This window comes from Bradyrhizobium sp. 164, from assembly GCF_023073715.1.
Taxonomy (GTDB): domain Bacteria; phylum Pseudomonadota; class Alphaproteobacteria; order Rhizobiales; family Xanthobacteraceae; genus Bradyrhizobium.
On the sequence record NZ_JADPKA010000012.1, the window covers coordinates 1 to 26,764 of the forward strand.

The window sequence follows — 26,764 nt, forward strand, 5'->3', positions numbered from 1 at the left end:
TTTTGGTCCACGGCATGGTGTCCTCCCTCGAATCTTTGCAAATCCGAAGGAATCACAAGCCGGCCAAAACCGCTCACCCTTTTTCGGTCAGGCTCTCAGAAGAGTGGCGCCAGGTGCTTGGGGTGCGCCTCGAGTGCAGCGCGCGTTCTTCCGCCGCCGTTTGCCAAGTGGCGGCTTCGCCCTGACGACCTGGCACATACCGAGTTTCTCGACGCCGTGCTGTCGAGCGGCGCTGAAGGTGCAAGCCTCCGTCCCTGAAAAGGTAGGTATCCATCCGCACCTTACCCGCAAAACTGGCCTTTCAGACCACCGTCTGAGACGACGACGGCGTAGCGACCTAACTCGGAACGCCTGCGGCCTGCATGGGCTCGGTAAGGCGTGCCTTCAGGTCGTCCAAATGGTCCTCGGCATAGGACTGCACTTTCGAGATCGCCGTATCGAGGCCGAACTGCACGGTCTGTTCGAGCATCTCCTTTGCGAGGCCCTCGCGCAGCGCGAATTTGACCTCGGGCCCAGCGACAAAGCTAATGGCCTGCCCCGCAAGATTAAGGCCAGCCTCTTTCAGGGCCTGTTTCATATCACCCCCACTAATGCCCGTATGCAGAAGGCACAATGCTTGCGACTCGAGCTCGAGCACCATCGATACGCCATCGGCCAACTCGCCCAGTCCCGGAATGACGCCGAGCAGGCCTACTGCCGTGGCCTCCCAGTCGAGCACCTTCGAGCCCACCTTGGCTACGTCATCGACCGCATGCATGAGAACCCCGCCATTCTTCTTCGGAGACGCGACATCGGGTTGGTCGGATACCCCCATCACCATATCTGTGACTGCATTTTGTTCAGCGGCGGTCTTGGGGACATGGGTCTTGATCTGCTGAACGGTATGGTTCGCAAGTGACATGTTGCTATAGAAGTGCCTGAAGTCGTTGTTGCTGATATTACCAGAGTCGACCGTATGCCCGCCGCCTAAGTCGAAGAACTCCTGATGGGTTTTGTAACCCGTAATCGAATTGTTTAGCAAACGGAACAAGAGCGGGTCCGAGAGCAGTTGCGATGCCGCTTCTCGTATCTTCGGGTCGAGAGTCTTGTCATCCACCATACTCGCCAACTTGTGTCGTGTCAGGTCGCCGTCCCCGAAGAAGGCATTCTGATTCTTGTTGATCGTGTCGAGCGTGTTCAGCTCGCTTTGCGTGGAATTCATCGACGACGAGGCGACTTGCAAGAAGTCTTCCTTGTGGATTTTATCAGTCGCACCACCGCACAACTGCTTCCAGGCGTCCGGGTGATCGAGGAAGTGTTGAGCCGCCGCGATCAGCTGAGGCGGACACTTACCGATGTCGGCGTTGCCGTCGACGATCCGCTTGAAATCGTCAAGGCTCAAACTCTTGGGCAGGTAGTCAGAATACTTGTAAAACTCGCGCAATGCATCATTCAAGGACATGACCGACGCTTGTCCATTCGAGGTGCCGTCGGATGGAATATAGTTCTGCTCGTAGCTATGCGCTTGCTGCTCCTGGAATGTAGCAACCTGCGAATGGCTGGCGGAAAACTCTGACAGATCCTTGGCCTTGATCTTGCCGCCGCAGCGGCCGTCCCCCTGGGAGCCAATCGCATAGAAGAGCTCTGGATCGCGTCGCAATCCGTCGATCGCCTCCTTCAGATCCGGCGGCGTCGAGGGATCGCTGGCCTTGGCTGCCAGCGAGTCCCAGCTGAGTGGGCATTGGTCCTTGTGCCGGTTCAGCACTGCCACGATCTGCAACTCGGCATTGGTCAGCGTGCCGCCGTCCCACGTGATCCTAGAGCTTGGCACCGGAGTGCTCGGAACGTCAGGCGATGGAGCAGCCGTCGCCGATGCGTCTGCACTAGGGGAGTCAACCGACGAGGAATCGACCGAGGAGGAATCGACCGAGGAAGAAAAAAACGGATCCTTCATCACCGCCTCGATCGCCGCCTTCGCGTGCGCTGACAACTGGTCCAGCGAATCCTGCGGGATCTGTAGCTCTGATTGCAGCAGATCCGGCGGCGTGGAGGGAACGTCGGATTTCTCTTCCCGCGAGCAGATGGACACCATTGCCTCGAACATCGAAGGTTCGCCTTGCCGAATCTGGCCGGGGGTCTGCGCGGATGATCCCAAGGCCGACGAAGCCCCCGGAACAAGCCCGAACTGAGCTGGATCTGCACTGGCGGGCAGCGAAACGCTGTTGAGCTGCATTAGGTTCATTCCATTCCATTGCGGTAAATACTTGGCGTCGGCGTCGTAAGATCGAGCTTTCATGTTAAGGGGGCGAGCTTTCGAGAAGCTGACGACTTTTAGACGGAGCAGGACGAGCCAATGTCGGTCGTCTTAACATCCCGGAGAGGCGTCATCGTGCTCATGAAACTCATCTCCGGCTCAGAGCATGTGCAAGCACGACGCTGTTCTGACGCTTTCGCAAAGCAGGTGCCTGCGGTCGTCAGTCCCGAGTGACGATCGCTGTGGAGCCACGAAACAACATCACCGCCGATTCCCGCGGCAGCATTTCCAACTGCGCGCGGTTTTGCCTCTGACTTGCCATCACACCATTGCTGATCGAGCAATGTGATGAGGTGCGTTGGGCAGGCGCCGCGATCTGGCGCTCGTCGGCATAATGTAGAGATTGAAAGTGGGGCCGAGAAATTCGCGCGGTGGCAGTCGCGGCATGTACCTGCGAATGCGCGCTCTCAGCTGGGTTGACGTTGACGATAGTGAGGTTGTTCTCATTCTCGTCAGCTTCTCGACAGCTAGTCCCAGTAGCGTAAGCAATGTGAATCGCTCGGTGGTGATACCACCGTTTTGGCGGAACTGAAGTGAGAGGCACCAGATGGCCGGGGCAATCGAAGGCGTCATCCATACCAATTCTGACAGTGGCAGCTCGCAGTCGGTAACTGATCGTCAGAAGTTCGAATCGGCTTTCGGTTCGGTTCTTGCCAGCGTCGCGATGCAGGCGATGGAGCGAAACATGTCAAATCTTCGCGAAGCTATAGCTGAAACAGAAGAGGATACCTGACGCCGGTTCTTCGACGTCAGTGGAGTGTTGCCATTGATGGCGGCAAAATAACGGAAGGTGAAGCGATATGACCAAAACAAGTTCTACTAGCTCTTCTACTGGTGGTACCCACGACACCCATGACAGCAAGGCAAATAGCAAGACTGATAGCAAGACTGATAGCAAGTCCACGAGTTCCAGCGTCGGTAGCTCGGCGGCCGATAACGTTGGTGGGACGGGTACTTTCGAGAAACTGATCGACGAATTGAAGGCGGTTAACCAGCAGGCCATGGTGCAGGACATACGGTTGCGTGCACTGACGACCGAGCTCTCGAGTGAGAGGAAGGCGGCCAGCGAGCGCGTCAACGGATAACGGTCAAAGGCGGGGCGAATCGTCGCTCCGCCTTTCCCGTCATCGGGTGATGTGAGTGGTGCGGCCTAGAATGAGTCGTGCGACCAATCGCCCTGCCGTGCTCGTCATGGTTCGGAGAATTGTCCGTGAATGAGGCCGCCTCCTTACATTTCGAGGTACTGTCGGGACCTTATGTCGGGCTAAGCGGGAAGGCGGCTGCCGGAACGAGCCTTATCGGTAGCGGCCTCGACGCGGATATGGTTTTCGTCGAACAAGGGCTTGAGCCGCATCACCTACGTATCACCCTCGTTGGCAATTCAATCGAGCTTGAGGCTCTTGCAGCCGTAAGCACCCCAGAGGGCGAAGGGGATATTGCCGCAGGTGAACGTGTTGTTCTTTTTCTTCCCGCCGTCATTCGTGCGGGCGCCATGTCTATTCGCTGGTCGATGCAGAATGCAGTTGAGGCTCGGTCGATCAGCCTCTCGCGCGTTTGGATCTCAGCTCTCGCCCTCGTGCTCCTCAGCTTTCTTGGTGTAGGCGGTCTCTCGACCATTTTCTTCAAAGCCACCGGAAGTGCACCGACCGGCATTGCGCCGCCTGCCGCAGAGCTTGTACCCAAGCTGGGCACGAACCGGCCTAACGATCGGCGAGCTCAGGCTGCAGCCGAAGTGCTGAAACAGGAAATTGATAAGGCGGGCCTGCTCGATATCAGGGTTGGTTCGGGGCCGGGTTTTGTTAGCGCTGAGGGAAAAGTCACGCCTGCAACCGTTGCGAAATGGCAGGAGCTCCAGCAATGGTTCGATGCTCGTACATACGGTGCGGTGACACTGGTGAACGGAGTGATCGTCAAGGAGGAAAAGCAGCCATCCTCAATCGCGATCGAAGCTGTTTCGCGCGGATCCCAGCCCTATCTGCTTGTCGGTGGGCAGAAGTATTTCGTCGGCGCTCTCTTGGCGGAGGGATGGGCGGTCACTCGAATCGAGGATGGGCGTGTGCTGCTAAGCCGCAATGGCCGCGTTGTTGCCGTTCCGTATTAGGCTTTCCGTGCCCGAAGGAAGGATAAGGAGATCGTCATGTCAAAGCTGTCCCGCCACGATGTCGGGCCTGGCACTGCTTCGCAGAGACTCAGCGAGCACCATCATCAACCAGTGATAGGGCCGACCATCCAACCCAATAAAGGTGAGGCGGACGGTGCTCGTGCAAATGGCGAGAAGGAGCTGGCGTCGATCTGGGGCGAGCTGAACACGCGTTATAAGCCGCTGGATGTAGCGATCGAAGCCGCATCGGAGGCCAAAGATATTGATGCAGTCGGGCGTGTCAGTCTCAACGAGATGCGCACTCGCATTTATGAGATCGAGCAGCCCGCTGGGGTGGGATCGCTCTACGGGCGCGATATCGCGCACGATCTACTCTCCTTCGTCACTCCAAGCCTACGTCATCCGGACATGCTGCGGGAAGAGGGGTATAGCATTGTTCTGGAACGTCTCGTTCATAAGCTGGCGGCCGCGCCTGCGGATTCGATGGCGGGGGACGGTATCGTCGTCCTACGGCAGGGACTGCACTGGCTAGCGCTGCTCCGCCAGAATCGGAATAGCTTAATCGAAGCCTAACAATGTTCAACTCCGATGGAGCGCAACGGACGACCAACGTTTCCGAATCCGATAACGTCTCACTGAGTTCCGGACAGGAGCGCGATTTGCTCTGTACACTTTCCTATCTTCACCTTGCATGTGGGCAGAGCGCAGAATGCGTGGCTCTCTTGCGACTCATCGTCGGCAACGACTCGCGAGATGTCGATCTATTACGGATTCTCGCCTATGCCCTCATCTTGGAAGGCCTCGGAGGTGAGGCGTTGCAGGTCCTAGATAGACTGAACGCACTTGATGACGAACCCTCGGCGCGTATCTCTTTGATGCTGTTGCGTAGCCACGCCCTACGGCGGGCCGGCCTCATAGACGAGGCGCTCGCCGCTTTCCAACGCTATGTCTCGTTGCGTGAGAGCACTGGCCTGATCAATCAACGATCGGAAGGTCCCCATGATCAGCGTCCTGCGTAAGATCATTGCGCGCGCGTCGGCCAGCTCCGATTTGATGGTCGCGTTGATGCTGCTTCTGACGGTCGGCATGATGATCATGCCGATCCCGATAGTGGCGATTGATACGCTCGTCGGCTTCAATCTGGGCTTCGCCATATTGCTGCTGATGGTCGCTCTCTATATTAGCACTCCACTTGATTTCTCGTCCTTGCCAGGCGTCATTCTGATTTCCACGGTATTCCGTCTGGCGCTCACCGTCTCAACGACGCGGCTGATCTTGGCTGAGGGGGATGCGGGCAGCATCATTCGCACGTTCGGTGATTTCGTCATATCGGGAAATATCGTCGTCGGCATTGTCATATTTTTAGTCGTGACCATGGTGCAGTTCATCGTCGTGGCCAAGGGGGCTGAACGCGTGGCCGAGGTGGCGGCGCGGTTCACGCTCGATGCTCTGCCAGGCAAGCAGATGGGAATCGATGCGGAATTGCGCAATGGCCATATCGATCAGAATGAAGCCCGCAGCCGGCGCGCTACATTGGAGAAAGAAAGTCAGCTTTACGGGGCTATGGATGGCGCCATGAAATTCGTGAAGGGCGACGCCATCGCAGGATTGGTGGTTATCTGCGTCAACATGCTGGGCGGGATCACCATCGGCCTGCTCTCCAAGGGAATGTCTTTCCAGGCGGCGCTGCATCAATATACCCTGCTGACCATAGGTGATGCGTTAATCTCACAAATTCCCTCGCTGCTGCTCTCGATTACAGCTGCGACAATCATCACTCGAGTAAATGGGGTTGTAAGGCTCAATCTTGGGACCGACATCGTTAACCAGCTCACAGCAAACTCGCACGCATTGCGGCTGTCTGCCGGCGTCCTCGTTGTAATGGGGGCTATTCCGGGTTTTCCGCTCCCTGTCTTTCTCGTCTTGGCTGCAGTCTTTGCGGCAGCGAGCTTTGCCGACGGTGGGACCCAAAGCGGCAAGAAAAGCGCTGATATCTCTCGCCCGGCTCCCACACAGTCTAACAAGGAAACCGTGCCTGCGGAGGCGCTTCCCATCGCATTGTTCCTTGCGTCAAGTCTGACACGGGCGATCGACAAAGAAGAATTGCAACAGCACATTGCACGCGTTTCGGGACTGATCTCGTCTGATCTCGGCATCACAATTCCGCGCATCCCCATCGAGGTCGACGAGCGCTTGCCAGACTTGCAGTACAGGGTGGATGTCGAGGGCGTGCCCGTCGAGCAGGAGTTAATTGATCCAACGCAGCTCGCACTCCGCGACGATCCGGCCAACATTGAATTGAGTGGCATCCCGTTTCGGCATGACCGGGAGACGGATCAAATCTGGATTGAACAGAGCAATGCACCGGCTCTCAAAGCAGCCGGCATCGGGCACCACCGTCCCATTGAAATCCTGGCCTTGCGCGTCCATTCGGCGTTAACCCGCTATGCACAGTGCTTGGTGGGTATCCAGGAGACGCGCCAGTTGCTGGCTCGCATGGAGACGGAATATTCCGATCTGGTCAAGGAGGTGTTGCGTACGACGCCGATCCCTAAAGTAGCCGACGTCTTGCGGCGCCTCCTGGAGGAGGGTATTCCGATCCGGAACACACGGCTGGTCTTGGAAGCATTGGCCGAATGGAGCGGACGTGAACAAAACGTCGTCTTGCTCACGGAACATGTTCGCTCCGGTCTGAGACGGCAAATCTGCCACCGGTATGCCAACGCACACCGCGTCGTTCCGGTCTTTATCATCGAACGTCAAACCGAGGATATCGTGCGCAGCGCGGTTCGAGAGACTGCCAAAGGACCCTACCTGGTTTTGAGCGACGGGCAAAGCGAGGCGCTGCTCTCAAAAATGCGTCAGATCCATTCGAACGTAGTTCGGGGGCAGATCCGGCCCGTTATCCTTGCTTCGATGGATATACGACGCTTTGTCCGCGGCTTTCTCACCCGTAATGGGATCGATCTTGCTGTTCTATCCTATCAGGACCTTGCCTCGGACTTCACAATCCAGCCTGTTGGATCCATTACACTCGCAGCTGCAAAGGACGACGACGCGCCGTCCGAGGAACTCAGCAACACGTTCCTTGCAGCCGATTCACAGGCGCAGCAGTCAATCCAAGAAGGACCGCATGAATTCACCTCGTAAGGCAGTGCGGTGGCGCTTGGGTTCATTTTGTTTGCTTTCGTGCTCGGCTCTCTTCGCTACTCTGGGGCTCTGCAGTTGCGCTAGCTGGGATAGACCAGCTCTTCAAATGCAAGAGCCGCCGGCGCCAAAGTTGCTCGGCGCCAGAGATATCGATCCAGCTATGCGCGAACGCATTGAGTGCGCGATCGGCCGGACTCCTGACCAGGAGCTTTGCGCGACGCGTTGAAGCAAAAATGCTCGGAAGATCAATGCAGCGGATCGGTGTTGCGTGTCGATGCGAAAGTGCCTCGCATTGAGTGCTCGCCAACGTCTGCCTGGACCTGCGATTTATATGCGCTCAAGACTAAATGCGTTAACTCGACAACGTGGGACGCTTGATGAGCCACAACTGCAATACAAGCAATGGCGACAGCGCAGCGTATTCCGATTGCGCGGACCAAATCACGTTGTCCGCAACGATCGGTGCACGATATCGCGCAATGCAAGCACCCGCCCGCTGCGCTGGCGTGCCGCCCTACAGAAGTGACCCGGCATAGCTAATAGTAGCGGACGTAGTGGTTCTGTTGTCTCGATTACCAACTAGGTGAGCAGGGCCTTTTTGGGAACCCCCCGTGGGTGCTAAGTGCGGCAGGGAACTGCTGGGGCATAAGAGAAATGTGATACAGTTTGATTTGCGACGCGCCTCTCTTGCGCTAGCCCCGTTGCGTGCGGCAAGCGTGGTGCTTGGAAAAGGGGTGTCGAAACCCGCTCGTAAGATCCCTGTGTTCGTCTCCTGGCTTGCTCGTGGGCAGGAAGTCTCACGTCACGCTTTATCCGGCATAGCACTCAGCGTGAACTCCAATTCATCGGCTGATTGGGGTTTTCCTGCATACGCCATGGCCGATACCAGGTGTGATGCAGGGATTTGCCGCATCGTTATGCCGCCGAGCGACTCGGCACCCGCTGGGCTCGTCAGGAGGTACAAAGGAAGTTCCGAACGCCTATGCGATGAGCCAGTCAACCAGTCCTCGTCTCACCCCGGATGGAATAGCCTGATTGCCTGGCGGCAGATTACGTAAACGATGGCGGCAGTCGGTCGATGTTGCGAAAGGTGATGAAGCACCTGCGCCGCTGCCGGGCGCGCCCGCCGCGGCAATCGTTCGAAAAAAGATCGAGCGCCGCCGTGCGGTTAGATCGTGCCGGCCGAGCACTACATTTTCACAGATGGTCCCTCCGCGCCTCCGCGCGGGCGTCTGGAGCCGACCATGACGCGCCGACGCCTGAGTGAAAACAGGATTGACAGCTCCTTGCAACGCGATGGCCGCTTCACAGCTCAAGCGCATGGTCCGCGAGCACTTGACGCGTCAGCGCGCCCTTGATCTCGCGGACGATCTCATCGCGGATCTGCGCTCCGAACTGCCGCTCGGCATCGCTGTTCCCGATTAGCTCATGACCGGCGAGCCGTTGCTGGAGTCGGCTGTCGAACTCCTCCCCCATCGCCTCGAGCAGCCGATGCTGCATCTGTGCATGGGGTTCGGGTGCGATCCGGCTCAGCACCGTCTCCCAGGGTTGCCACCGAGTTGCCAGATAGTCGGCCAACCCCGTCTCCTCCTCGTCGCGCACCCGCATCTCAGCCGTGCTGAGGTCGTACTCAGTGACCCAGGACACGCCGAAGAAGCGCATGTCCGGGGCGATGTGCCGTAACTCAAGCCGCTCGCGCAGCTTGACCTGATAGGCCAGATAGACTTCGATCTCATCGACAAAGCGGAGCGAGTTGACCTTCTCCCTGGCGATCTGCTCGAGCGCGTCCAGGCGGAACAGGACGCGGCCCTGCTGAACGAGATCGTCAAGCCGATTGTCATAGGCGCCATCCTCGACTTCAGCGTTCAAGCGTGCGGTCTGCATGCCGTTCCAGGTTAAAGTGATGCGATCCTCGCAGCTCTCGCTCGCTTCGAAAGCCAGCTGAAAGTACTGCTGGCGCAATTGCGGCCTGGTCGCCGCCTGCCGCAGATCCTCAATCACGGCCTGCCGGAACTGGGGATTGCCAGAATTTACGGTGTCCCGCAGCCTGTCGAGGAAGCGCGCGTATTCCGGCGCACCCGCCTCGTCAGCGAAGTTCTGCCAGGCGGCCAGAACCTCCGGCTCCCCCTCGACCCAGTCGGCCACAGCCTGCGCCAGCGGCCGCTCATGATTCACCGCCGGTTCCCGGCCCATTGAGAAGAAGACCCGAGGGCCGGTATAGCCTCGCGCATTCAGGGCCGTCGCCAGATTCGTCTGCACCCGCTCGGGCAGCGGATTATCCTCCAGATAAACCATACACCCAGAATCTAGCTGCGTTAGCAGGGTCTCCGGCAGGCTGGCTAACCGGTTGTCTCGCACCTCGAGCACCTGAAGCTCGGCCGGGAGGGTCTCGGGCAAGCTGGTCAGCCTGTTGCCGCCGGCATGAAGCCTCTGGAGCTCAGGCGGGAGCGTCTCGGGCAGGCTAGTCAGTCGGTTGTCACGGACGAAGAGCAACTGGAGCTCGGCGGGGAGGCTGTCGGGCAGGCGGGTCAGCCAGTTGCCGTCGGCTTCGAGCTCTTGGAGTTCGGGCGGTAGAGTGTCGGGCAGGCTGGTCAGCCTGTTGCCGCCGACCTCAAGTAACTGAAGTCCGGTCGGAAGGGTCTCCGGCAGGCTGGTCAGCCGGTTACTGCGAACATCGAGCTGCTGGAGCTCGGCCGGCAGGGTTTCAGGCAGGCTGGCCAACCGGTTGCTGGCGACGGCGAGTGTCTGAAGGCCATCCGGAAGTGTTACGGGCAGGCTGGTTAGCTCATTGCTGCCGATGGCGAGTAACTGAAGTGCCGCCGGCAAGGTCTCAGGCAGGCTTGTCATGCGATTGCCGCGGGCGTCGAGCGTCCGGAGTTCGGCCGGTAGGTTGTCGGGTAGGTGCATCAACTCGTTTTCGCTGACGTCGAGCGTCCGGAGATCGGGCGGAAAGGCGGGGGGCAAGGTCGTTAGGCACAGGTATGGTAGCTCCAGCCGTGCATAGACGTCGCCGGCCTCTCCCCAGGCTTTGATTCGTCTTACCGCCTCTTGCCGGTCCTCGTCTTCTGTCTGCTCCTCCTCGCCAGCCCAACTGTTCAGGATTTCATCAAGCTGCGATTGCTGGAGGACGGGGCCTTCAACGTTCGTCGGACCGCCAGCGGCGGGGGAGACCCGCCCGTCGCTCAATGCTTGGACCCACTGCGCCTCTGCCGGGGCTAACCAGTGCCCTTCTTCTGAAGTATTGCCATCGCCGAGCCATGGCCGCGGGTCGAGGAAGGATCCCCCGTGATGTTGCTCCCAAGGAACAGTGGAGGTCGTTGGCCAATCATCATCGGCGTTCGCCCACGAATACTCCTGCTGGTCGACACTATGCGTCGGCAAGTGGACCGCTGAATCCAGGCCGTGCCAAACGTCCGCCGGACTGAAACTGCCGGCTGGCAACTGGCCACCGCGACTTGCGGCCGCAAAAAGCACATGCTGATTGCTCCCCTGTTCAGATTCGGTGGGCGGATTCCACGTCGACCGCGAGATGCCTTCCCCGTGGTCCAACCAGTCCGCATCCCTGTTCGACACATTATAAGGATAAGGGTCGCCGCGACGATTTGCATTGCGGGGCGGGCGCTCGCGCAGGTGCAACTCGTTTAGGTGCTGTTGAAACCCCGCTTGGTCAACTGGGAGCTGTTGCAGCTCGTCGTAGTCCGTCCGGGCGAAATCCGGAGGCTCGAATTGGCCGAGATTGTGGAACGGATCCATCGGATTCTCCTTTGGCAGATCCAACAGCTAACGCCGGGCCCAGATCGACACCTTCTGCCTAGGAGGCTTAGCTTTCGAGAAGCTGACGGTGCGCAGCTACGCGAACCTCCTCCGAATGAGTGGACACCTGTAGTAGGCTCAGAGAGCCAGGACGCGTCGAATGGAAGTACGTCAACGTCGATTGTTTACCGAGGAGTACAAGCGACAGGCGGCTAAGCTTCTGGTGTCGAGTGGCCGATCGATCAGAACCGTTGGCAAGGAACTCGGTCTGCGCGGTTCGGTGTTGCGGCGCTGCGTTGAGAAGCTCCGGCAGGAGCCGGCATCGGCGACGCGGCGCCACAGCACGCAGACGGCGCCGATGTCGGCGGACCAGGCTCCCGAGATCGCCCGTTTGCCGAGGAGAACGAGCGGATGCCCATCGAGCGGGACATTCTAAAAAGTCGATCGCGATCTTTGCCGGAACGCGGACACGAGCTTCCGCTTCATCGAGGACCATCGCGATACCTGCCCGGCGGCTGATGTGGGCCGCGGTCGAGGTCTCGCGGGCCGGCTATGACGCCTGGCGCGAGCGTCCGGACAGAGCACGCACGACCACCAATGCTGCGCTCTTTACTGACATTCGAGTTCATCAGGACAGCGGCGCGCGGGGACGGCAACCCACGGGTCCATGCCGCGCTGCGGGCACAGGGACTTGGCGCCAGCGGGGCCGGATCGAATGCCTAATGCATCGGCACGGTATCGGCGCCATCATGGCCCGGCCGCACCGAGTTGCCGACAGCCGTCATGGCCTGCCGATCGCGCCAAACCTCATCGATCGTAACTTTAGGGCCGCAGCAGCGAACCGGATCTGGCTCGCCGACATCACTTACGTTCGATTGCAGATGGCTGCTGTACCTGGCGGAGATCATGGACATCTGTCAACGGCAGCGAACTTTGCGTGAGAATGTCCAGATTTCCCTGGGTGACGGCGATTGTGGTTCCGGGACCAGCCGCTATCGGAATCGTCGTTGGTCCTTCCAGGCGGGCGGCCGCGGCGCTTGGGCTGCGGCGGGTTGGCAAGCGGACGTTTTCCGGGACGAGAGCGGCGTGCTGGCGGAGCCGATAGCTCGATCCCTCGATTTTGATAACAATTGTGTGGTGAAGCAGTCGATCAAGCAATTGCTGTGGCCGGTTCGAAGTGAGGATCACCGCGCCCTTGTCATAGCGGGCGTTCACCAACTGGAAGACAGATTGCCGCCGCCAGGTACGACCTGGAGGTAACCGATCTCGTCGACGACAAGGAGGGAGGCGCGGGCGAGGAACCGCAGGTGCTCGCGCAAAGTGGTGATGACGATGTCCGCGAGCGTGGCGAACGCGACGCTCTTTCCCGCCTTCACGGCCTCGACCGCGAGTGCCGTCGCGAGATGGCTCTTGCCGGTGTCGCAAGCAGATGAATTCAATTCGGCAAGCTCCAGAATGCGATTGCGATCGAGCGAGGGCTGGATGCGAAGTCGAAGCCAGCGAGGGTTTTGACGGTGGTCAGGCGAGACATTCTCAGCGCGGTGCTGACACGGCGACTGTCGCGGACCGTCAGCTCCTCGATGCGTGATCGAGCGCCTCAATCCAGGTGACCTCACCCTCTTTCAATTCGCCGCAGGTGGTGTCCAGCATTCTGAGCGCACGTGGCATCTTGAGTGCGACTAGGCCTTTCCTGACGTTGTCGGTCGCTGCCGGCTGCGCGTGCATGGTTATGGCCGGCCTTCCGATTGGGGAGCCGTTTGCAACACCTTGGTAAAACCCCAGCGACCGGCTTGGCATGTGATCGCCGGCCCGATCGACGAGGGTTTCGGATACGCCAGGTCGCGACCTGGACCGGTTGGCCGCCTGTCGATGCTCGGGCGCGACGCGAGTTCGCCGGCGGCCTTCTCCAGAACGGGATGGACGGCAACGATTGCGCCTTGATCGAGAATGGGATTACATCGGGCAATTGCTGCACCTCGACAATGCGCCGCGTATGGTCGGGTATGCTGTAATAGTTCCCACTGATCCACACCAGCCCGTCGTGGCTGACACGGGTCTCGATCGGCATTGGACTGGGACTCCCGATCGGCATCCAAAAGGGGCTCTGACTCATATGTGGAACGGCCCGGGCTGCAAGATCTTTCTCTGGTTGAACAAGGGACGACGGTGCGGTCATATGTTCGACCTGTAAACGCGGCGCCTGGCCGCTGGCCACGATGATATCCGCGGAAGCAATCGCCCAATCAATTTCTCGCGCTCGAAGCGCAGTGAGTCAGGCGGTCCTGATTGCTACCGGGAATGTCGTCATTCGGGGTCCATCCAGATTTGCACCTTGCCTCCTTGGCAGCTTTCTTCTTCCGCCGGAGAGTTCTTAAGATTAGGTTTTCAGCATTGCAGGCGGCGCATGATAGATGCCGCCTCTGACAGCGAGGCCCAGATGGTGCGCGCAAGTTATTGGCGAACGCCACCGCTATGAGCTTGACGGCCGTCTTTGCAGCATGATCCGAATCCAGAGCGGGACTTTCAAGCCTCGCTTGCCAAGCTTGATGATTGAGGTCGCACCAAGGATCAAGAGCGTCCGTAGTTGCCGATTTCCACGCTTTGATACCGCCCCGAACCTTTCTTTCCCGCCGCTCGACTGTGCCCTCGGTGTTAACCCCGTCCAAGCCGCAAAATGTGGTGCAGTCGCAAAACCGCGAGCATTCAAGACTGATGTCCGAACGCCAGCGCCGCTACCAGTGCCTTCTCCGAGCGCTGACAGCGTTGAAGCTCGGTCGAGAACCGCCCCTGACGGTCCTGCGGCACCTTCACCCCGGGTGATAAGCGAGCGGGTATAGTAGCCGGAGCGATAGCCCAGCCGCGCCTCGCCGCGCCCAGCGCCTCCGCCATCGCGGCTTCGATAGCTTCCTGCACCGCACCCTGGATCAGGGGTTTCAGGATCCCTGTCCGACGCAATAAGCTGTTTGACGGCAGAGCCATCCGTCCTAATCTTCGTCACGGTCGTGATGGTCCTTGCTCCGCTATGGGCGGTGATCTTCGCAAATACCGGATTTACTGTGACCGCTTCAGCCGCTCAGGTTTTGCAGAACCTCCCGCACACTACCACCGGACATCCGGATACTGGTGGACAAGGTGGCGCAGCGGCAATTCTCGTGTTCTGGAGCCGATTTACGGCACGCACGTCTCGCCGTGCTTGTGCGGCGTCTGACCGGACGATCGGTCCAGGCTCCTTGCACAACCCGCGTAACGGCTGATTGAGCTGTATCATCTTGGGCCCGGCCCTTGCGCAGGCAAGGCACCCTCCTGGCGCGGCATGTCTGAAGAGTACGGGCCTTCAGTTCGCCCATCCCGAACGATCGTCGCGGAGGCGCCGCGATATAACATCAGCACAGATTCCCGGGACGGCATCTCGACGGAGCGAGGTCGCGCCTGCGCCTCCGCCACAAGACCATTGAGCGTCTGATCCACGAGTGCGATGAAGCGTGGTGGACCGGACGCAAGGACTAGGCCATTTCCCGGAGCCGATCTCATGATGTAGCGTTCGTCGGAAATGGCGAGCGCATCGAGGGTTGCCTTGAGCGCGTCGCAGCTGATTGAAGTTAGGACAAGCAGACGAGTTTGCGCTTCCTTTGCGGTAGAGACGTAAAGCACGAGCCCATCGTAATACCATTGAAGATTGTAGAGTTGAGTCAGATGATCAAGGAAGTCGCGCGGTGGCAGGTCCGGCATGTGCCCGCGAATCCGACCCTTCACCTCGGCGCTGATGGTGACTTTAATATTGAGGTTGTTGCCGAATTCCTGCAGCGCGGCAGAAAGCTCCTGATCCAGAACCGTATACCGATAAGGGGTCGAGGGCAGCGACAGGGGAGCGCCGCGCGCGATCTGTGTTCCGCCGAAAACGGCGACACACAGAACTCCGTTCAAAACGTGCGGGATTATGGATCGGATGAGCATTCATGGTTCTCGTTGACTTAAACTAACAGGAGTACGTTCGGTACGTGAACGCGAAACGTGATCTTTAGATGGCGATGTTGCGGGCGAACTCGTCAGCTTGTCGTCAGCTGGCCTGTCTAGGACATTGAGCCGCTAATCGGCTTGAACGGCTGGTCGTATCACATCTCGATGAGAGCGAGTCTTTCCATGATGATGTTAGGCGCTGCGCCGATCTCTCACAATCTAGAAGGCCTGTCCAAGGCCTGTTCGGCAACAGCGGTCGACGAGCAGGTCCAGTTTCAGCAGAGCCTCTTGCAAGCGGCTTCGGTTCCAGACCTTGCGCCTCCAGTAACGGGAGCGGCGCCCGTTCCGCCGATATCCGAGGTATCGCGTGCAACAACACGGGCGAGCCCGCTGGGCGATCGCATCCTCCAGAACCTTTCTGCGATGTATCCGGTCAATGCAGTTCCAAAAGGTGCGGAGACCGGGTCGACGTCGGAGCCCCTATTGCTGCAGCCGGGCAAAGCGGGAGCGGGTGTGCCGGGCGCCCCCAGTGGCGCAGGTGACTTCGAGGCGATGTTGGCGAATCTGAAGGATGTTTCTGACAGCGTCATCCAGGTAACACTCATTTCAAATGGCATCGGTAGCCTCGGTTCATCTCTGAATAAGCTGATATCGGCGGGCTGAGTGGGGCGAATGATTGGTTTAATCGATCGCGAAAGCGGTCAGGCGTGCCCATTCCGCAAGCGGCTTCAACTTCTGGCTCTGCTGCCGCTCCTGCTTGCCCTGGTTGGTTGCAAAGCCGATCTCTACACGAAAGTTCAGGAGCGTGAGGCCAATGAGATGCTTGCGGTCCTCCTCAAGAACGGGGTCGATGCGGTCCGCGTTGCTGCTAAGGACGGGACTATCACGATCCAGGTCGAGCAGACTCAGATTGCTTCCGCAATCGACCTGCTGAATGGCGAAGGGTTGCCGCGCCACGCTTTCAAGAGTCTAGGCGAAGTGTTCAGCGCGGCGGGTCTGATTGCTTCGCCAATCGAGGAGCGCGCCCGTTACGTCTATGCGCTGAGCGAGGAATTATCTCGCACGATCAGTGATATCGATGGTGTCCTCTCGGCGCGCGTCCACGTTGTTCTGCCAAAGAACGACCTGTTGCGACGTGACACCACGCCATCTTCGGCGTCGGTTTTCATCCGACATGACTCGAGGGCAAATCTCTCAATCTTGCTGCCGCAGATTAAAATGCTCGTCGCCAACAGCATCGAGGGCTTATCCTATGACAAGGTGGCTGTTGTTTTCGTCTCAGTCGAGCGGCCCGCACTAGAGCCGCGACCGGCGGCTGCGGCTGGTTTCGTCCAAGCATCTGGAGTCATTTCGACGCCATTGGTTGCGGTTGGCATGGGTCTCGGCGGGTCTGTATTCGGCGTGCTGTCCTGCGTCTTGCTGAGCGCTCGTGGGCGCCAGCGCAGGCAATCATCTCAGAAAGTTAGCGCTGTTGGTGGGCGCTCGGCTGTCTCTGCTATGGAGATGATTCGCAAAGCGATTAAGCCTAATGCGGCGTAGTGTGGTATCCGACATGACGAGACCGAATCCGTCTGCCGAGCGGCATGATCCGCTGAAACTAGCCTCTGTAGGTATTCGTAAGCTTGCTGCCACGATTCATCCGACCCGCCTTGCCGCGCGTCTTGACGCGAACCTCTCGGCCGCGACTTTGGTGCGACTGCAGAAGAGTCCTAGGCTGCAGGTAAGACTGCAAGCGTTGCTGCTTGAAGATGAAATGGGCTTGAACGGAAGTGACTTCGGGCCAGACCTTCTCCTCGGGCATGATCCGAGCAGGGCTGCCCTGCTCGCCGGCGGCATTTGGCATGCCCGTTCGCTGACAAGGCTGATTTCAAAGCATGATGTCGCCGTTCTGGTCGAGCACGTCGGCACCGAGGTGCAGGCTTTCGGGATCCGACATGCAGCGCATGCGGTTTCGACCAGATTAATTGCTGATCCTCAAGAACTCGCGCTAGGGATTGAAGACGATGGACATGCCTGCCTCGGCGCTTGGCTCGATGAAGCGTCAACGCTTGATTGCCGCCGCGTGCTTCTACGCCTAGCTGTCGGAACGGCCGCCGACAATCCGGGGACTGAACACCGCGATGCCGCGGGCCAATTGTTTTCACCGGTGTTGGCCCATTTGACGAGGGAGGCCCCAGCGGGATGACAGCCGACGAAACTGCGCCGCCCGTCGCTCCGCACATCCGCCCGCTTGGGCCACTCATAGAGGCGAGGGATCTCGAGATTTGGCAGAGCGCCCTCGAGGCGCGTGCCGTGGCCGAGCGAAATCTGAAGCGCGCTCGCGGCTGGACGCGCAGAGCTTTTCAGAAGGAGCGTGCGCGCGGCCATGCCGAGGGGGTGAGGGCCGGCGCCGAGGAAATGGCACAGCTGGTGGCGCAGGCTGCCTCGGAAGTGGCACGACGAAAGGCCGTTTTGGAGGAGGAACTGTCAGCGCTCGTGATGGACATCGTAACTGATCTACTGGGCGATTTCGATCCCGGCGAGATGTTGGTGAGGACGGTTCGTCACACGATTTCGCACAGATATGGCGGGGCGAAACTGTCCCTTCATGCGTCCCCCATGGATGCTGATGCGCTTACGCGCGAATTTGCTGCCTGTGACGGACGGGAGGACCGGCCGGCGGTCCGAATTATTCCGGACCCGGCGCTGTCAGCGAACGAATGCGTGCTGTGGAGCGAATTTGGCAATATCCATCTCGGACTTGACGCGCAGCTCCGCGCACTGCGTTTGGGCTTTGGTTTAGATCATGAGGCAGACGAATAGTGACGGCGCCGAGACCAGACCATAGCTGTCCTGATGGAGACGGGACTCTGCACGCGGCGCTGGCGCGTCTGCGAACTACGGCAAGCCATGTGGACACGCGTGCCGTACGCGGGCGGATCACGCGGGCGCTCGGCACGTTAATCCATGCAGTTTTGCCGGATGCTCGTATTGGAGAAGTTTGTGTGCTCAAGGATCCGCGCACCGGATGGTCGCTTGAGGCCGAGGTGATCGGTCTCTTGCAGGACGGCGTGTTGCTGACGCCGATCGGTGACCTGCAAGGCATGTCCGGCCGCGCAGAAGTCGTTGCCACTGGCCGAATGCACGAAGTGCCGGTCGGCCCCAATTTGCTTGGGCGGGTGATCGACAGCTTCGGCCGTCCTCTCGATGGCAGGGGCGCAGTCAAAACCGTGGAGACGCGTCCGCTGCGCGGCAAGGCGCCAAATCCAATGACAAGGTGCATCATCGATCGCCCTCTACCACTCGGTGTTCGCGCCTTGGATGGTCTTCTGACATGCGGCGAGGGCCAGCGCATCGGCATTTATGGAGAGCCTGGTGGCGGCAAGTCGACGTTACTGTCGCAGATCGTAAAAGGCGCGGTCGCTGACGTGACCGTGGTTGCGCTGATAGGCGAGCGTGGACGCGAAGTGCGTGAATTCATCGAGCGGCATCTTGGGGAGACTGCCCTCCGCCGCACGGTCGTCGTCGTTGAGACCTCCGATCGCTCAGCGACGGAGCGGGCGCAATGTGCTTATACGGCAACCGCGCTCGCCGAATATTTTCGCGATCAAGGCCTGCGCGTCGTTCTGATGATGGATTCATTGACGCGATTTAGCCGCGCTATGCGCGAGATCGGGCTTGCTGCCGGTGAGCCACCGACCCGCCGGGGCTTTCCTCCCTCTGTCTTTGCAATGTTGCCAGGTTTGCTGGAGCGCGCTGGTATGAGTGAGCGTGGCTCAATCACGGCCTTCTATACCGTGCTTGTGGAAGGTGACGGCACGGGCGATCCAATCGCCGAGGAAACGCGTGGCATTCTCGATGGTCATATCGTTCTTTCACGCTCTCTCGCGGCGCGGGCGCATTTCCCCGCCATCGATGTACTGTCGAGCCGCAGCCGCGTCATGGATGCCGTCGTATCTGCACCGCATCGCAAGGCAGCATCCCTCTTCCGTGATCTTATCTCCCGTCATGCAGAGGCCGAATTTTTGATCAAGGTTGGTGAATACAAGCAAGGCAGCGATCCGCTGACGGACCGAGCTGTCGCTTCGATCGATGATCTGCGCGAGTTTTTACGCCAAGGTGAAAACGATGCGTCCACTTTTGAGGAAACCGTCACATGGATGTGCCATCTGACCGCATGAGTTGCATACACGTTTCGAGCTTGCGGCAAGTAAAGGATATGCGCGAGCGTAGTGCTCGTAGTGAGTTGTCCAATATGCAAGCCAAGCTTCATATCGCGACCTCGGCCGCGGAGCACGCATGGCAGGAACTTGCAATTGCTGAAAAGCATCATACAGAGGCCCAGGCGGAGGTTTACCAACAGTTGATGTCGGCCGGTACCTTGTCCGTCGTTGAACTCGATCATTGCCAGCTCACCCTTGAGAGGCTCGCGATCGAGATCACCTCGAAACGCCGCACACTTGAGGAGGCGCGTATCGCTCAAAAGCAGGCCGAGACAGCCGCATCCGAGAGGCGTGCGCACTGGGCGAAGCGTTCCGCAGCGACTCATAAATGGCGACAAATCGAGACCGACGTCCGGCGTGCGGCCGATACCCATTCGGAAGTAACAGCCGAGCTAGAGGCCGATGATGAAGTCTTGCTTCGCCATGGGAGGGGTTTGCCCATGCCGGTGGCGGGCGGTTCAATTTGATTACAGCTAGTCCAGTTGGGAAGCAAATGCGCTGCCCTGTACAGCCGCCTCCTGCAACTCGCGCGGACGCATACGCGAAGTACGAGCCAACCCAGCGTTTAACGCAGAGTCTCGTAACGTGGCTCAACAGAAACGTGCGGCCCTCCGCCTCTTCGCGGAGTAACCTTTGCGACAAGCCGCTGTCGGTGCGATTGGAACGACTTGTGTGGCAGGAGGAACCTCCGGCTCTGTCGATGCTCGATTGCGTTTGGGGCCTCGGCGATGATGAGCTCGTGTTGTCGATACCGCATGCGCTTGCCGAGGCCTTGATCTCGACAGTACAGAGTGGCCTAGCTTTACTTTCCGAGCCAAGTCGTTCGCTGGTTCTCGAACTTGCACTTGAACCGTTGCTCGCGCACGTGGAGACTGAGACAGAGCAGCAACTGCGACTCCTTCATGTTGGAAAGGCCGAGAAGAACGGGCCTTATATCGAACTCGACATCATCTACGGTCCGGTCAGGGGCAAAGGTCGCCTATTTCTTTTCTCGCCTCTTGATGGACCGATACCGCCGGCGTTCCGCGCCTTAGGCAAGCTGCTCGGCCAATTGCCGCGACAGTTGTGTGAGGTCCCCGCACAGTTACCCGTTACAGTTGCAGGAGAGGTCGGCTCCCTCCGGGCGTCAGCCTCGCTTCTTCGCAAAACGCGTAAGGGCGACGCTTTGTTGCCGGATGTAATGCCATTCGCCCGCGGTCAGATCATCCTCACTGCGGGCCGGTTATGGACCGCGGCAGATGTCACTGGCAACCACCTGATCCTGCACGGACCGTTTCGCTTGCGGCCGCGCCCTCTGGAGTATGCGCACATGACGACACTACCCGGTTCACAGCAGCCGCCTTCGGAAGCCGATCTCGACGATATTGAGATTTCGCTTGTCTTTGAATGCGGCCGCTGGCCCATCACGCTGGGAGCCTTGAGAAGCATCAGCAAAGGATATGTATTCGAACTTGGCCGGCCGGTCGATGGCCCGGTCGATATCCTTGCAAACGGCGTACGTATCGGGAGTGGCGACATAGTACGTATTGGGGACGAGCTCGGCGTTAGACTGCGTGGCGGGTTAGCGGGAAATGACTAACATTGAACCAGCAATACTGCCGCTTCTTGCGGTCACGGCCGCGCTCGGCTTGTTGGTCTTCGCTGTCGTCACGACCACGGCGTTCGTAAAGGTATCTGTCGTTCTCTTCCTCGTTCGCAATGCGCTTGGGACCCAGTCGATTCCACCGAACATCGTTCTATACGGCGCGGCATTGATGCTCACCGCTTTCACGAGCGCCCCCGTCTTTGAGCAGAGCTACAATCGAGTCGCCGATCTGCAGCTCCGCTATCAAACGCTCGAGGATTGGGTAGCCGCTGCGAAAGAGGGACAGGAGCCGCTGCGAGCCTATCTCAAGAACTTCACCAATGAAGAACAGCGAGGCTTCTTCCTGTCCTCGACCGAACGTGTCTGGCCGGAAGAGATGCGCGGCAGAGCCACAGCCGATGATTTTGTCATTCTCGTCCCATCTTTTCTAATCTCAGAACTCAAGCGTGCCTTCGAAATCGGGTTTTTGCTATACCTTCCGTTTATCACTATCGATCTGATCGTAACGACCATTCTGATGGCCATGGGCATGTCAATGGTGTCTCCGACAGTGATCTCAGTTCCTTTCAAGCTGTTCCTATTCGTGGCGATTGACGGCTGGTCGCGGCTTATGCACGGGCTAGTGCTGAGCTATACAACACCTGGAGGGTGAGCATGGATGAGGCCACTATTCTCCCTTATATGAGCCGATCACTGGTGCTTTTCATGACCTGGGTTCTGCCGCCGCTCATTGCAGCGGCGGTCGCCGAAACCGTCATCGGCATCATCCAGGCGGCAACGCAGATCCAGGATCAGACATTGCCACTGACTGTGAAGCTTTTGGTTATTGTTGGGATTATAGGTTTGTTTGCTCCGGTGCTGAGCGCCCCGCTCATCGAACAAGCCAAGCAGATCTTCACTGATTTTCCCGCGCTCACGACCGGCTACTAGCAGCCGCCCGTCATGTATGATCTGTCAACCACCAACACGCAAAGTCTGATCCAGGCAACCATCGAACTCGTCGTTGCTGCCAGCCTTGGTGCGGCCCGCCCCGTGGGCATTATGCTGGTGCTTCCGGTATTTACGCGTCCGCAGATCGGCGGCCTGATCCGCGGTTGCCTGGCCGTTGCACTCGAACTACCATACTTGGCGCACATCGCCGATGGGCTGAAGGAGCTAGATCCGGACACCCGTCTGCTCAAGATCCCGCTACTCGGTCTTAAGGAGACGTGTGTCGGCCTGCTGATCGGCGCCCTGCTCAGTATTCCCCTCTGGAGTCTTCAGGCCGTCGGCGAGTTCATCGACACGCAACGGGGCATCAGCAGCGTAGTCACTCCCGCCGATCCCGCGACACGCAGTCAGGCTTCGGCGACGGGACTGCTTATCGGTACCACCGCGATCACGATCTTCGTCGTCACGGGCGGGCTGCAAACCATGATCAGTGGGCTTTACGGCAGCTATCTGGTTTGGCCGGCTTATCAGCTTGGACCCACGCTGAGCATGCAAGGGACACTGGAGTTGTGGGGCGTGCTCGACAGCATCATACGTACCGCCGTCCTGGTCTCTGGACCTGTGGTAGCGTTCCTCTTGCTGGCCGACATATCCGCGCTCCTGCTCGGGCGCTTTGCGCCGCAATTCAACCCGCGGGACCTATCGTTGACGATCAAGAATATAGGCTTTGCGATCGTCATGGTCACTTATACGATCTATCTCATCGAATACATGCAATCCGAAATCATACAGTCGAGCCGAGAGCTGGAGAGGCTTGAAAGGAAACTGAAGTGAGCGGCACGAGCGAAGAGAAAACGCTCGCCCCCACTGAAAAGAAGCTAAGCGATTCGCGCAAGAAAGGCATGGTTCCGCATAGCACGGATCTAGTCAGGGCCCTCAGCGCTTGCGCCGGTCTCGGCTATCTCTGGATAGAAGCGAGTTCCATCTACGACAAATGTCGTGAAGCGCTCATGCTGACTGACAAGCTGCTTGATAAGCCGTTCAATATTGCGGTCGATCTTGCGCTCGGCGTCTTGCCCGAACTTGCACTGAGAATTGTTGGCCCGCTTCTTGGGAGTATGGTCATCTGCGCAATTCTGACGACGGTCCTGGCCAATGGTGGACTAGTGTTCTCCTCCGAGCCGATGAAGCCGAAATTCGAGAACATTGATCCCATCAACGGACTGAAGCGCATCGCCTCTTTGCGTTCGCTCATCGAGCTTGGGAAGACCTTGGTCAAGGTCTTCTGCCTCGGCGCGATCTTTGTCCTCGTCGTTGTCGGCGCGTGGAAGACACTGGTCTATCTGCCGGTTTGCGGCACGGGCTGCTTCGAGTTCGTGTTCATTCAAGTGAAACTGTTGATCGGGATTGCAAGTGGTGCATTTCTGATCGGCGGATTGGTCGATCTCATCGTCCAGCGCTGGTTGTTTTTGCGCGGCATGCGCATGACTAAGAGCGATATGAAGCGCGAGGACAAGGAGCAGCAAGGCAGTCCGGAGGTGAAACGCGAACACCGACGCCTTCGGCGGGAGCAGGCGAGCGAGTCTCCACTCGGCGTGCGTCGCGCGACATTGATCTTGACTGGGCGCGAGCTGCTGGTCGGGGTACGCTACATCCGTGGCGAAACGGGCGTCCCGGTCCTGGTTTGCCGCGGCGATGGGGAGGCGGCTTCACGGCTCTTTGATGAAGCGAGGCGCCTTCGTCTCAGTATCGTCGATGATCACGTCCTGGTCCGTGAGCTAATCTGCAACGCTAGCCTTGGCAATTCCATTCCTGTCCAGTATTTCGAGGCTGTCGCAAAAGCACTCTTTGCCGCCGGCCAAGTCTAGTTCGTGTTGTGAATGAGGTCGCATCGAATGACTGATGTTCTCGCTATCGAGACGGCTGCACGGTCTGGGTGCCGGCAGACGTGGGATCTGATGGCAGCTTGTTGTTAGCTATACCCAAGTTGCTGTTATTGCCGGTCGCGAAGGTTTTGTATGTGGCAACGGGAATGGCCGCACGATTGCCATCACTCGGCACAACGGCCTGATTGTCAATCAAGTCGCGCGGATCGTTGACCATGCCGGCCAAGTTGTTGCGGATCGAGCAGCCAAGCGTCGGATCGAAAGAATTGTCGTTCACTGAAGGGCCGACGATCGCAATCGACGGACAAACGGGAGGGCGCGCCTCGTACGTAATCGCCTCGATTCGGGCGGAAGAGCCATCACGCCTATCGATGAATGGACTGTACAGGCGGATGTTGAGAGCGTCGACGCCCATTGCGCGGGCCTCAGCTGCTATCTGCGCCCCGAGCCGACGTGAGCCGACGATATCAAGATGCAGCGCGTCATACCGACCGCGACCGGTACTTGCTATGAAATAACGCAGACGCTGCCGTTCGGGCCCTCCAAGGGTCTGTAACAGTAAGACGTTCTTCTCCTGTTCAACCAGGATCGCTTGCGCGGTCGGCTCGAGGTAGGTCGGCGCGGTGCTAGCGCAGCCACCTAGACTGGCCGTCAGACCGATGAGGGGGCGCACGAATCGTAATCTCATTGGTCGATCCTCATTCGATGATGTGGCCGGTGCCCCTTGTCGCGCCTGGTACGCTTATCGGGGGAGCACTGCGAACAGGCGAGCGCGTTGCCAATGTGTTCGTCAGACTGCGCGCGAGGTCTGAGGGCGGAGCGATGCGGTCGGTGGGCGCACTCATCTGCTTCGAGTTCGATCTTGGCCGCACGACGTAAGGCGTGACGATGATCACGAGTTCCGTCTCATCCTGTTGAAATGACGATGAGCGAAATAGCGCACCAAGTATCGGAACGTCGCCGAGCCAGGGGAAAGTCGTGATCTCAGTGCTGAAGTTGCGCCGGATAAGCCCACCAATTGCAAAGCTTTGGCCGCTGGCGAGCTCGACAACCGTGTTCGCACGCCGGGTGGAGAGAGCCGGCACGGAGATGCCGTTGATGTTGACAGCACCTTGTGACGATAGTTCGCTGACTTCAGGCTTCACGCGGATATTGATCTGATTGTTACTGAGAACGGTCGGTACAAACTCCAGGCTGACGCCGAAGTGACGGAACTCGACAGAGACCTGCCGATTGTCCTGCAACACCGGAATGGGAAATTCGCCGCCGGCGAGGAAGCTGGCGGATTCGCCTGACATTGCGGTGAGGTTCGGTTCAGCAAGTACGGAAGCGAGGCGCTCGTGAGCCAGTGCATCGAGCATAGCGCTGACGTTCACATGGCCAGTGTTGACTCCTATCTTCGCCGTACCGCCGCCCTGCGCCGCGCCGTATCCACCACCACTGCCACTGACCATGCCGAGAGTGAAAGGGCCAGCTTGACCGGAAGCGGAGAGGTTGACGCCGAGCTCCTTCATGGCGCTCCGGGAGACCTCCGCCACCCGCACGCTCAGATTCACCTGCAATGACCCCGCCACCTGAATCTTGTTGACGACGAGCGCACCAGACCCAAGAAACTGCTCGGTCACTTTCATCGCTATGTCGACGATCTCCGCATTGGGCGCCGTACCGCTAAGGATGGCCCCGCGCGGGGTGTAGCTTACCTGGATGGGATAGTCGCCGACCTGGGCTTTCAGCGTGGCGCGCAGATCCTCGATCGGTTGCGTGACGACAACACGCAGTTCAGCGAGAGCCTCCCCGCCCTCGTTCAGTGCGAACAAGGTGGTCCGCCCGGATTTTTTGCCGAAAACGAAGATGGTCTTGTTCGAAGGTGCCTGATAGTCCGCGACCGTAGGATCTGCGATAAAGATGCTCGCAGCTGGCGCTGGCAGATGAATCGTCTTACCCAGCGAAGAGGAAAGGGTCAGCGTTCCGCTAATGCCGTCGGCAGCCGTACGCTGCGGCCCACCTCCATCATCCCGCTTGATCTGAGCTACGGCAGCAGCCGGGAATAGCAGGACGACCACGCACAAAAGCTGCGAAAGACAAGGAAGAAAGGTGGACGAAAGGCCGTTGGCTGCGATCGATCTTCGAGTGACGCCGGCATGCTTGTCAAGAATGATGCTCAAGATGGTCGTTTCTTTCAAGTTCGATTGGCTGCGCGGTCGATGCCGCGCATTTCAATTCAAGGACGTAGCCGATCCCGCGCGCGGTTTTGATCCGTAGCGACGCACCGGACTGACTCAAATGACCGCGCAAACGATAGATTCCGACCTCAAGCGCATTGGTGGAGACCTCGTCGTCAAATGCATAGAGGCTATCCTGCAATGACGCGCGAGCCACGGTGCGGCCGGCGCGGCTGAGCAGATGTTCGAGAATGCACACCTCGCGGCGGGCAATCTTCAGCGGTCGACCATTGACCGACGCTTGCCGACCGATCGAATCGAATCGCAGATTGCCAAAGGTAACGATGGGGGCCATCATTTGCGTTGATCGGCGCAGAGTAGCGCGCATCCGTGCGATGAGTTCATCAGTAGATACGGGCTTGGGCAGGAAGTCGTCCGCACCGCCATTAAATAGCGCTATGCGCCTACCGAGCTCGTTGAAGTTACTCATCATCACGGCAGGCATCGAATGTCCGTCACGTCTCAACTGCTTCAGCCAATCCAAGCCGTCCCCATCCGGTAGAACCAACTCGAGCAAGAGAATGTCATAGCTGGCGCAACAAAAAGCGGCGGCCGCCTCGTCCAGGGTGCACGCTACGTCAACGGCAAAACCGCAATCGGAGAGCGCTTCTTGTACAACGCGCGCTGGGTCTGTCTCATGATCAACGAGTAGCGTTCGCATTCCGCGACCTCCTATTAAGTCACG

Annotated in this window: 25 protein-coding genes and 2 pseudogenes; 19 read left to right on the forward strand and 8 right to left on the reverse strand. The window is 58.9% G+C overall.

What is annotated here, in order from left to right; translation table 11 throughout:
- On the forward strand, window positions 1–185 hold a 185-nt coding region (locus tag IVB01_RS04300), incomplete at its 5' end, for a hypothetical protein (RefSeq protein ID WP_247494257.1).
- A gap of 152 nt (window positions 186–337) precedes the next feature.
- On the opposite strand, the gene IVB01_RS04305 is transcribed toward IVB01_RS04300, so the two are convergent.
- Window positions 338–2,212: an HrpF/NolX family T3SS translocon protein gene (locus tag IVB01_RS04305; RefSeq protein ID WP_247333098.1), complete on the reverse strand. Its 1,875-nt coding sequence runs from the start codon at window positions 2,210–2,212 to the stop codon at window positions 338–340.
- Window positions 2,213–2,840: 628 nt separating this feature from the next.
- Between IVB01_RS04305 and IVB01_RS04310 the strand changes: the two genes are divergently transcribed.
- The 6 genes from IVB01_RS04310 (at window position 2,841) to sctV (ending at window position 7,544) form a co-directional block, all read left to right on the forward strand.
- Window positions 2,841–3,026, forward strand: coding sequence for a hypothetical protein (locus IVB01_RS04310; RefSeq protein ID WP_247275818.1), 186 nt, complete (start codon window positions 2,841–2,843; stop codon window positions 3,024–3,026).
- A 67-nt stretch (window positions 3,027–3,093) separates the two neighbouring features.
- Window positions 3,094–3,378: a hypothetical protein gene (locus IVB01_RS04315; protein ID WP_247275817.1), complete on the forward strand. Its 285-nt coding sequence runs from the start codon at window positions 3,094–3,096 to the stop codon at window positions 3,376–3,378.
- A gap of 125 nt (window positions 3,379–3,503) precedes the next feature.
- A complete protein-coding gene (locus IVB01_RS04320; RefSeq protein ID WP_247333096.1) occupies window positions 3,504–4,394 on the forward strand; it encodes a hypothetical protein in 891 nt (296 codons plus the stop codon).
- 36 nt (window positions 4,395–4,430) lie between these two features.
- Window positions 4,431–4,967, forward strand: coding sequence for a hypothetical protein (locus tag IVB01_RS04325; RefSeq protein ID WP_247333093.1), 537 nt, complete (start codon window positions 4,431–4,433; stop codon window positions 4,965–4,967).
- Between the two features lie 2 nt (window positions 4,968–4,969).
- A complete protein-coding gene (locus tag IVB01_RS04330) occupies window positions 4,970–5,413 on the forward strand; it encodes a histidine kinase (RefSeq protein ID WP_247333091.1) in 444 nt (147 codons plus the stop codon).
- A complete protein-coding gene (sctV, locus tag IVB01_RS04335; protein ID WP_247333089.1) occupies window positions 5,394–7,544 on the forward strand; it encodes a type III secretion system export apparatus subunit SctV in 2,151 nt (716 codons plus the stop codon). The genes IVB01_RS04330 and sctV overlap by 20 nt, the downstream gene beginning before the upstream one ends.
- A 1,305-nt stretch (window positions 7,545–8,849) precedes the next feature.
- Here the strand turns inward: sctV and IVB01_RS04340 are convergent.
- Entirely contained in the window at window positions 8,850–11,297 is a 2,448-nt protein-coding gene (locus tag IVB01_RS04340) for an NEL-type E3 ubiquitin ligase domain-containing protein (protein WP_247333086.1), read from the reverse strand.
- 160 nt (window positions 11,298–11,457) lie between these two features.
- Between IVB01_RS04340 and IVB01_RS04345 the strand changes: the two genes are divergently transcribed.
- Complete coding sequence (locus IVB01_RS04345; RefSeq protein WP_247494258.1) at window positions 11,458–11,733, forward strand: transposase; 276 nt, start codon at window positions 11,458–11,460, stop codon at window positions 11,731–11,733.
- A gap of 468 nt (window positions 11,734–12,201) precedes the next feature.
- Here IVB01_RS04345 and IVB01_RS04350 read toward each other — a convergent pair.
- From IVB01_RS04350 to IVB01_RS04360, 3 genes and pseudogenes are all read right to left on the reverse strand, one after another.
- Window positions 12,202–13,022: pseudogene (locus IVB01_RS04350) on the reverse strand (ATP-binding protein).
- A 745-nt stretch (window positions 13,023–13,767) separates the two neighbouring features.
- A pseudogene (locus IVB01_RS04355) lies at window positions 13,768–13,974 on the reverse strand (transposase); the annotation flags it as partial.
- 587 nt (window positions 13,975–14,561) lie between these two features.
- Window positions 14,562–15,251, reverse strand: a complete 690-nt coding sequence (locus IVB01_RS04360) for a nodulation protein NolW (protein WP_247333084.1) — start codon at window positions 15,249–15,251, stop codon at window positions 14,562–14,564.
- A 186-nt stretch (window positions 15,252–15,437) separates the two neighbouring features.
- Here IVB01_RS04360 and IVB01_RS04365 point away from each other — a divergent pair, with 186 nt between their 5' ends.
- The 11 genes from IVB01_RS04365 (at window position 15,438) to IVB01_RS04415 (ending at window position 23,839) form a co-directional block, all read left to right on the forward strand.
- Window positions 15,438–15,917: a nodulation protein NolB gene (locus IVB01_RS04365; protein WP_247494259.1), complete on the forward strand. Its 480-nt coding sequence runs from the start codon at window positions 15,438–15,440 to the stop codon at window positions 15,915–15,917.
- 9 nt (window positions 15,918–15,926) lie between these two features.
- Window positions 15,927–16,793, forward strand: coding sequence for a type III secretion inner membrane ring lipoprotein SctJ (gene sctJ, locus IVB01_RS04370; protein ID WP_247333083.1), 867 nt, complete (start codon window positions 15,927–15,929; stop codon window positions 16,791–16,793).
- A gap of 13 nt (window positions 16,794–16,806) precedes the next feature.
- Window positions 16,807–17,439, forward strand: coding sequence for a nodulation protein NolU (locus tag IVB01_RS04375; protein ID WP_247333082.1), 633 nt, complete (start codon window positions 16,807–16,809; stop codon window positions 17,437–17,439).
- Window positions 17,436–18,056 (forward strand): type III secretion system stator protein SctL, encoded by a 621-nt coding sequence (gene sctL, locus IVB01_RS04380; protein WP_247333081.1) that lies wholly within the window; start codon window positions 17,436–17,438, stop codon window positions 18,054–18,056. The genes IVB01_RS04375 and sctL overlap by 4 nt, the downstream gene beginning before the upstream one ends.
- An 89-nt stretch (window positions 18,057–18,145) precedes the next feature.
- Window positions 18,146–19,414 (forward strand): type III secretion system ATPase SctN, encoded by a 1,269-nt coding sequence (gene sctN, locus IVB01_RS04385; RefSeq protein WP_247333080.1) that lies wholly within the window; start codon window positions 18,146–18,148, stop codon window positions 19,412–19,414.
- Window positions 19,390–19,923: a hypothetical protein gene (locus tag IVB01_RS04390; protein ID WP_247333079.1), complete on the forward strand. Its 534-nt coding sequence runs from the start codon at window positions 19,390–19,392 to the stop codon at window positions 19,921–19,923. Before sctN ends, IVB01_RS04390 begins: the two co-directional genes overlap by 25 nt.
- Before the next feature lie 203 nt (window positions 19,924–20,126).
- The gene (gene sctQ, locus IVB01_RS04395) at window positions 20,127–21,035 is read left to right on the forward strand and encodes a type III secretion system cytoplasmic ring protein SctQ (RefSeq protein ID WP_346659328.1); all 909 of its coding nucleotides are present in this window, start codon (window positions 20,127–20,129) and stop codon (window positions 21,033–21,035) included.
- Complete coding sequence (gene sctR, locus IVB01_RS04400) at window positions 21,028–21,693, forward strand: type III secretion system export apparatus subunit SctR (RefSeq protein ID WP_247302560.1); 666 nt, start codon at window positions 21,028–21,030, stop codon at window positions 21,691–21,693. The genes sctQ and sctR overlap by 8 nt, the downstream gene beginning before the upstream one ends.
- A gap of 2 nt (window positions 21,694–21,695) precedes the next feature.
- Entirely contained in the window at window positions 21,696–21,971 is a 276-nt protein-coding gene (locus IVB01_RS04405; protein WP_247275802.1) for an EscS/YscS/HrcS family type III secretion system export apparatus protein, read from the forward strand.
- Between the two features lie 12 nt (window positions 21,972–21,983).
- Window positions 21,984–22,805 carry a type III secretion system export apparatus subunit SctT gene (gene sctT / locus IVB01_RS04410; RefSeq protein ID WP_247302562.1) on the forward strand — a complete coding sequence of 274 codons (822 nt, stop codon included), beginning with the start codon at window positions 21,984–21,986 and terminating at the stop codon, window positions 22,803–22,805.
- Window positions 22,802–23,839 carry an EscU/YscU/HrcU family type III secretion system export apparatus switch protein gene (locus IVB01_RS04415; protein WP_247494260.1) on the forward strand — a complete coding sequence of 346 codons (1,038 nt, stop codon included), beginning with the start codon at window positions 22,802–22,804 and terminating at the stop codon, window positions 23,837–23,839. Before sctT ends, IVB01_RS04415 begins: the two co-directional genes overlap by 4 nt.
- A 43-nt stretch (window positions 23,840–23,882) precedes the next feature.
- Here IVB01_RS04415 and IVB01_RS04420 read toward each other — a convergent pair whose 3' ends face one another.
- From IVB01_RS04420 to IVB01_RS04430, 3 genes are read right to left on the reverse strand one after another with little or no spacing between them, the layout of a single operon-like run.
- Window positions 23,883–24,545, reverse strand: a complete 663-nt coding sequence (locus IVB01_RS04420; RefSeq protein WP_247333075.1) for a CpaD family pilus assembly lipoprotein — start codon at window positions 24,543–24,545, stop codon at window positions 23,883–23,885.
- A gap of 10 nt (window positions 24,546–24,555) precedes the next feature.
- Window positions 24,556–25,977 carry a type II and III secretion system protein family protein gene (locus IVB01_RS04425; RefSeq protein ID WP_247333273.1) on the reverse strand — a complete coding sequence of 474 codons (1,422 nt, stop codon included), beginning with the start codon at window positions 25,975–25,977 and terminating at the stop codon, window positions 24,556–24,558.
- Between the two features lie 28 nt (window positions 25,978–26,005).
- On the reverse strand, window positions 26,006–26,740 hold the full coding sequence (locus IVB01_RS04430) for a response regulator transcription factor (protein WP_247333073.1): 735 nt from the start codon (window positions 26,738–26,740) through the stop codon (window positions 26,006–26,008).
- Window positions 26,741–26,764 lie beyond the last annotated feature (24 nt).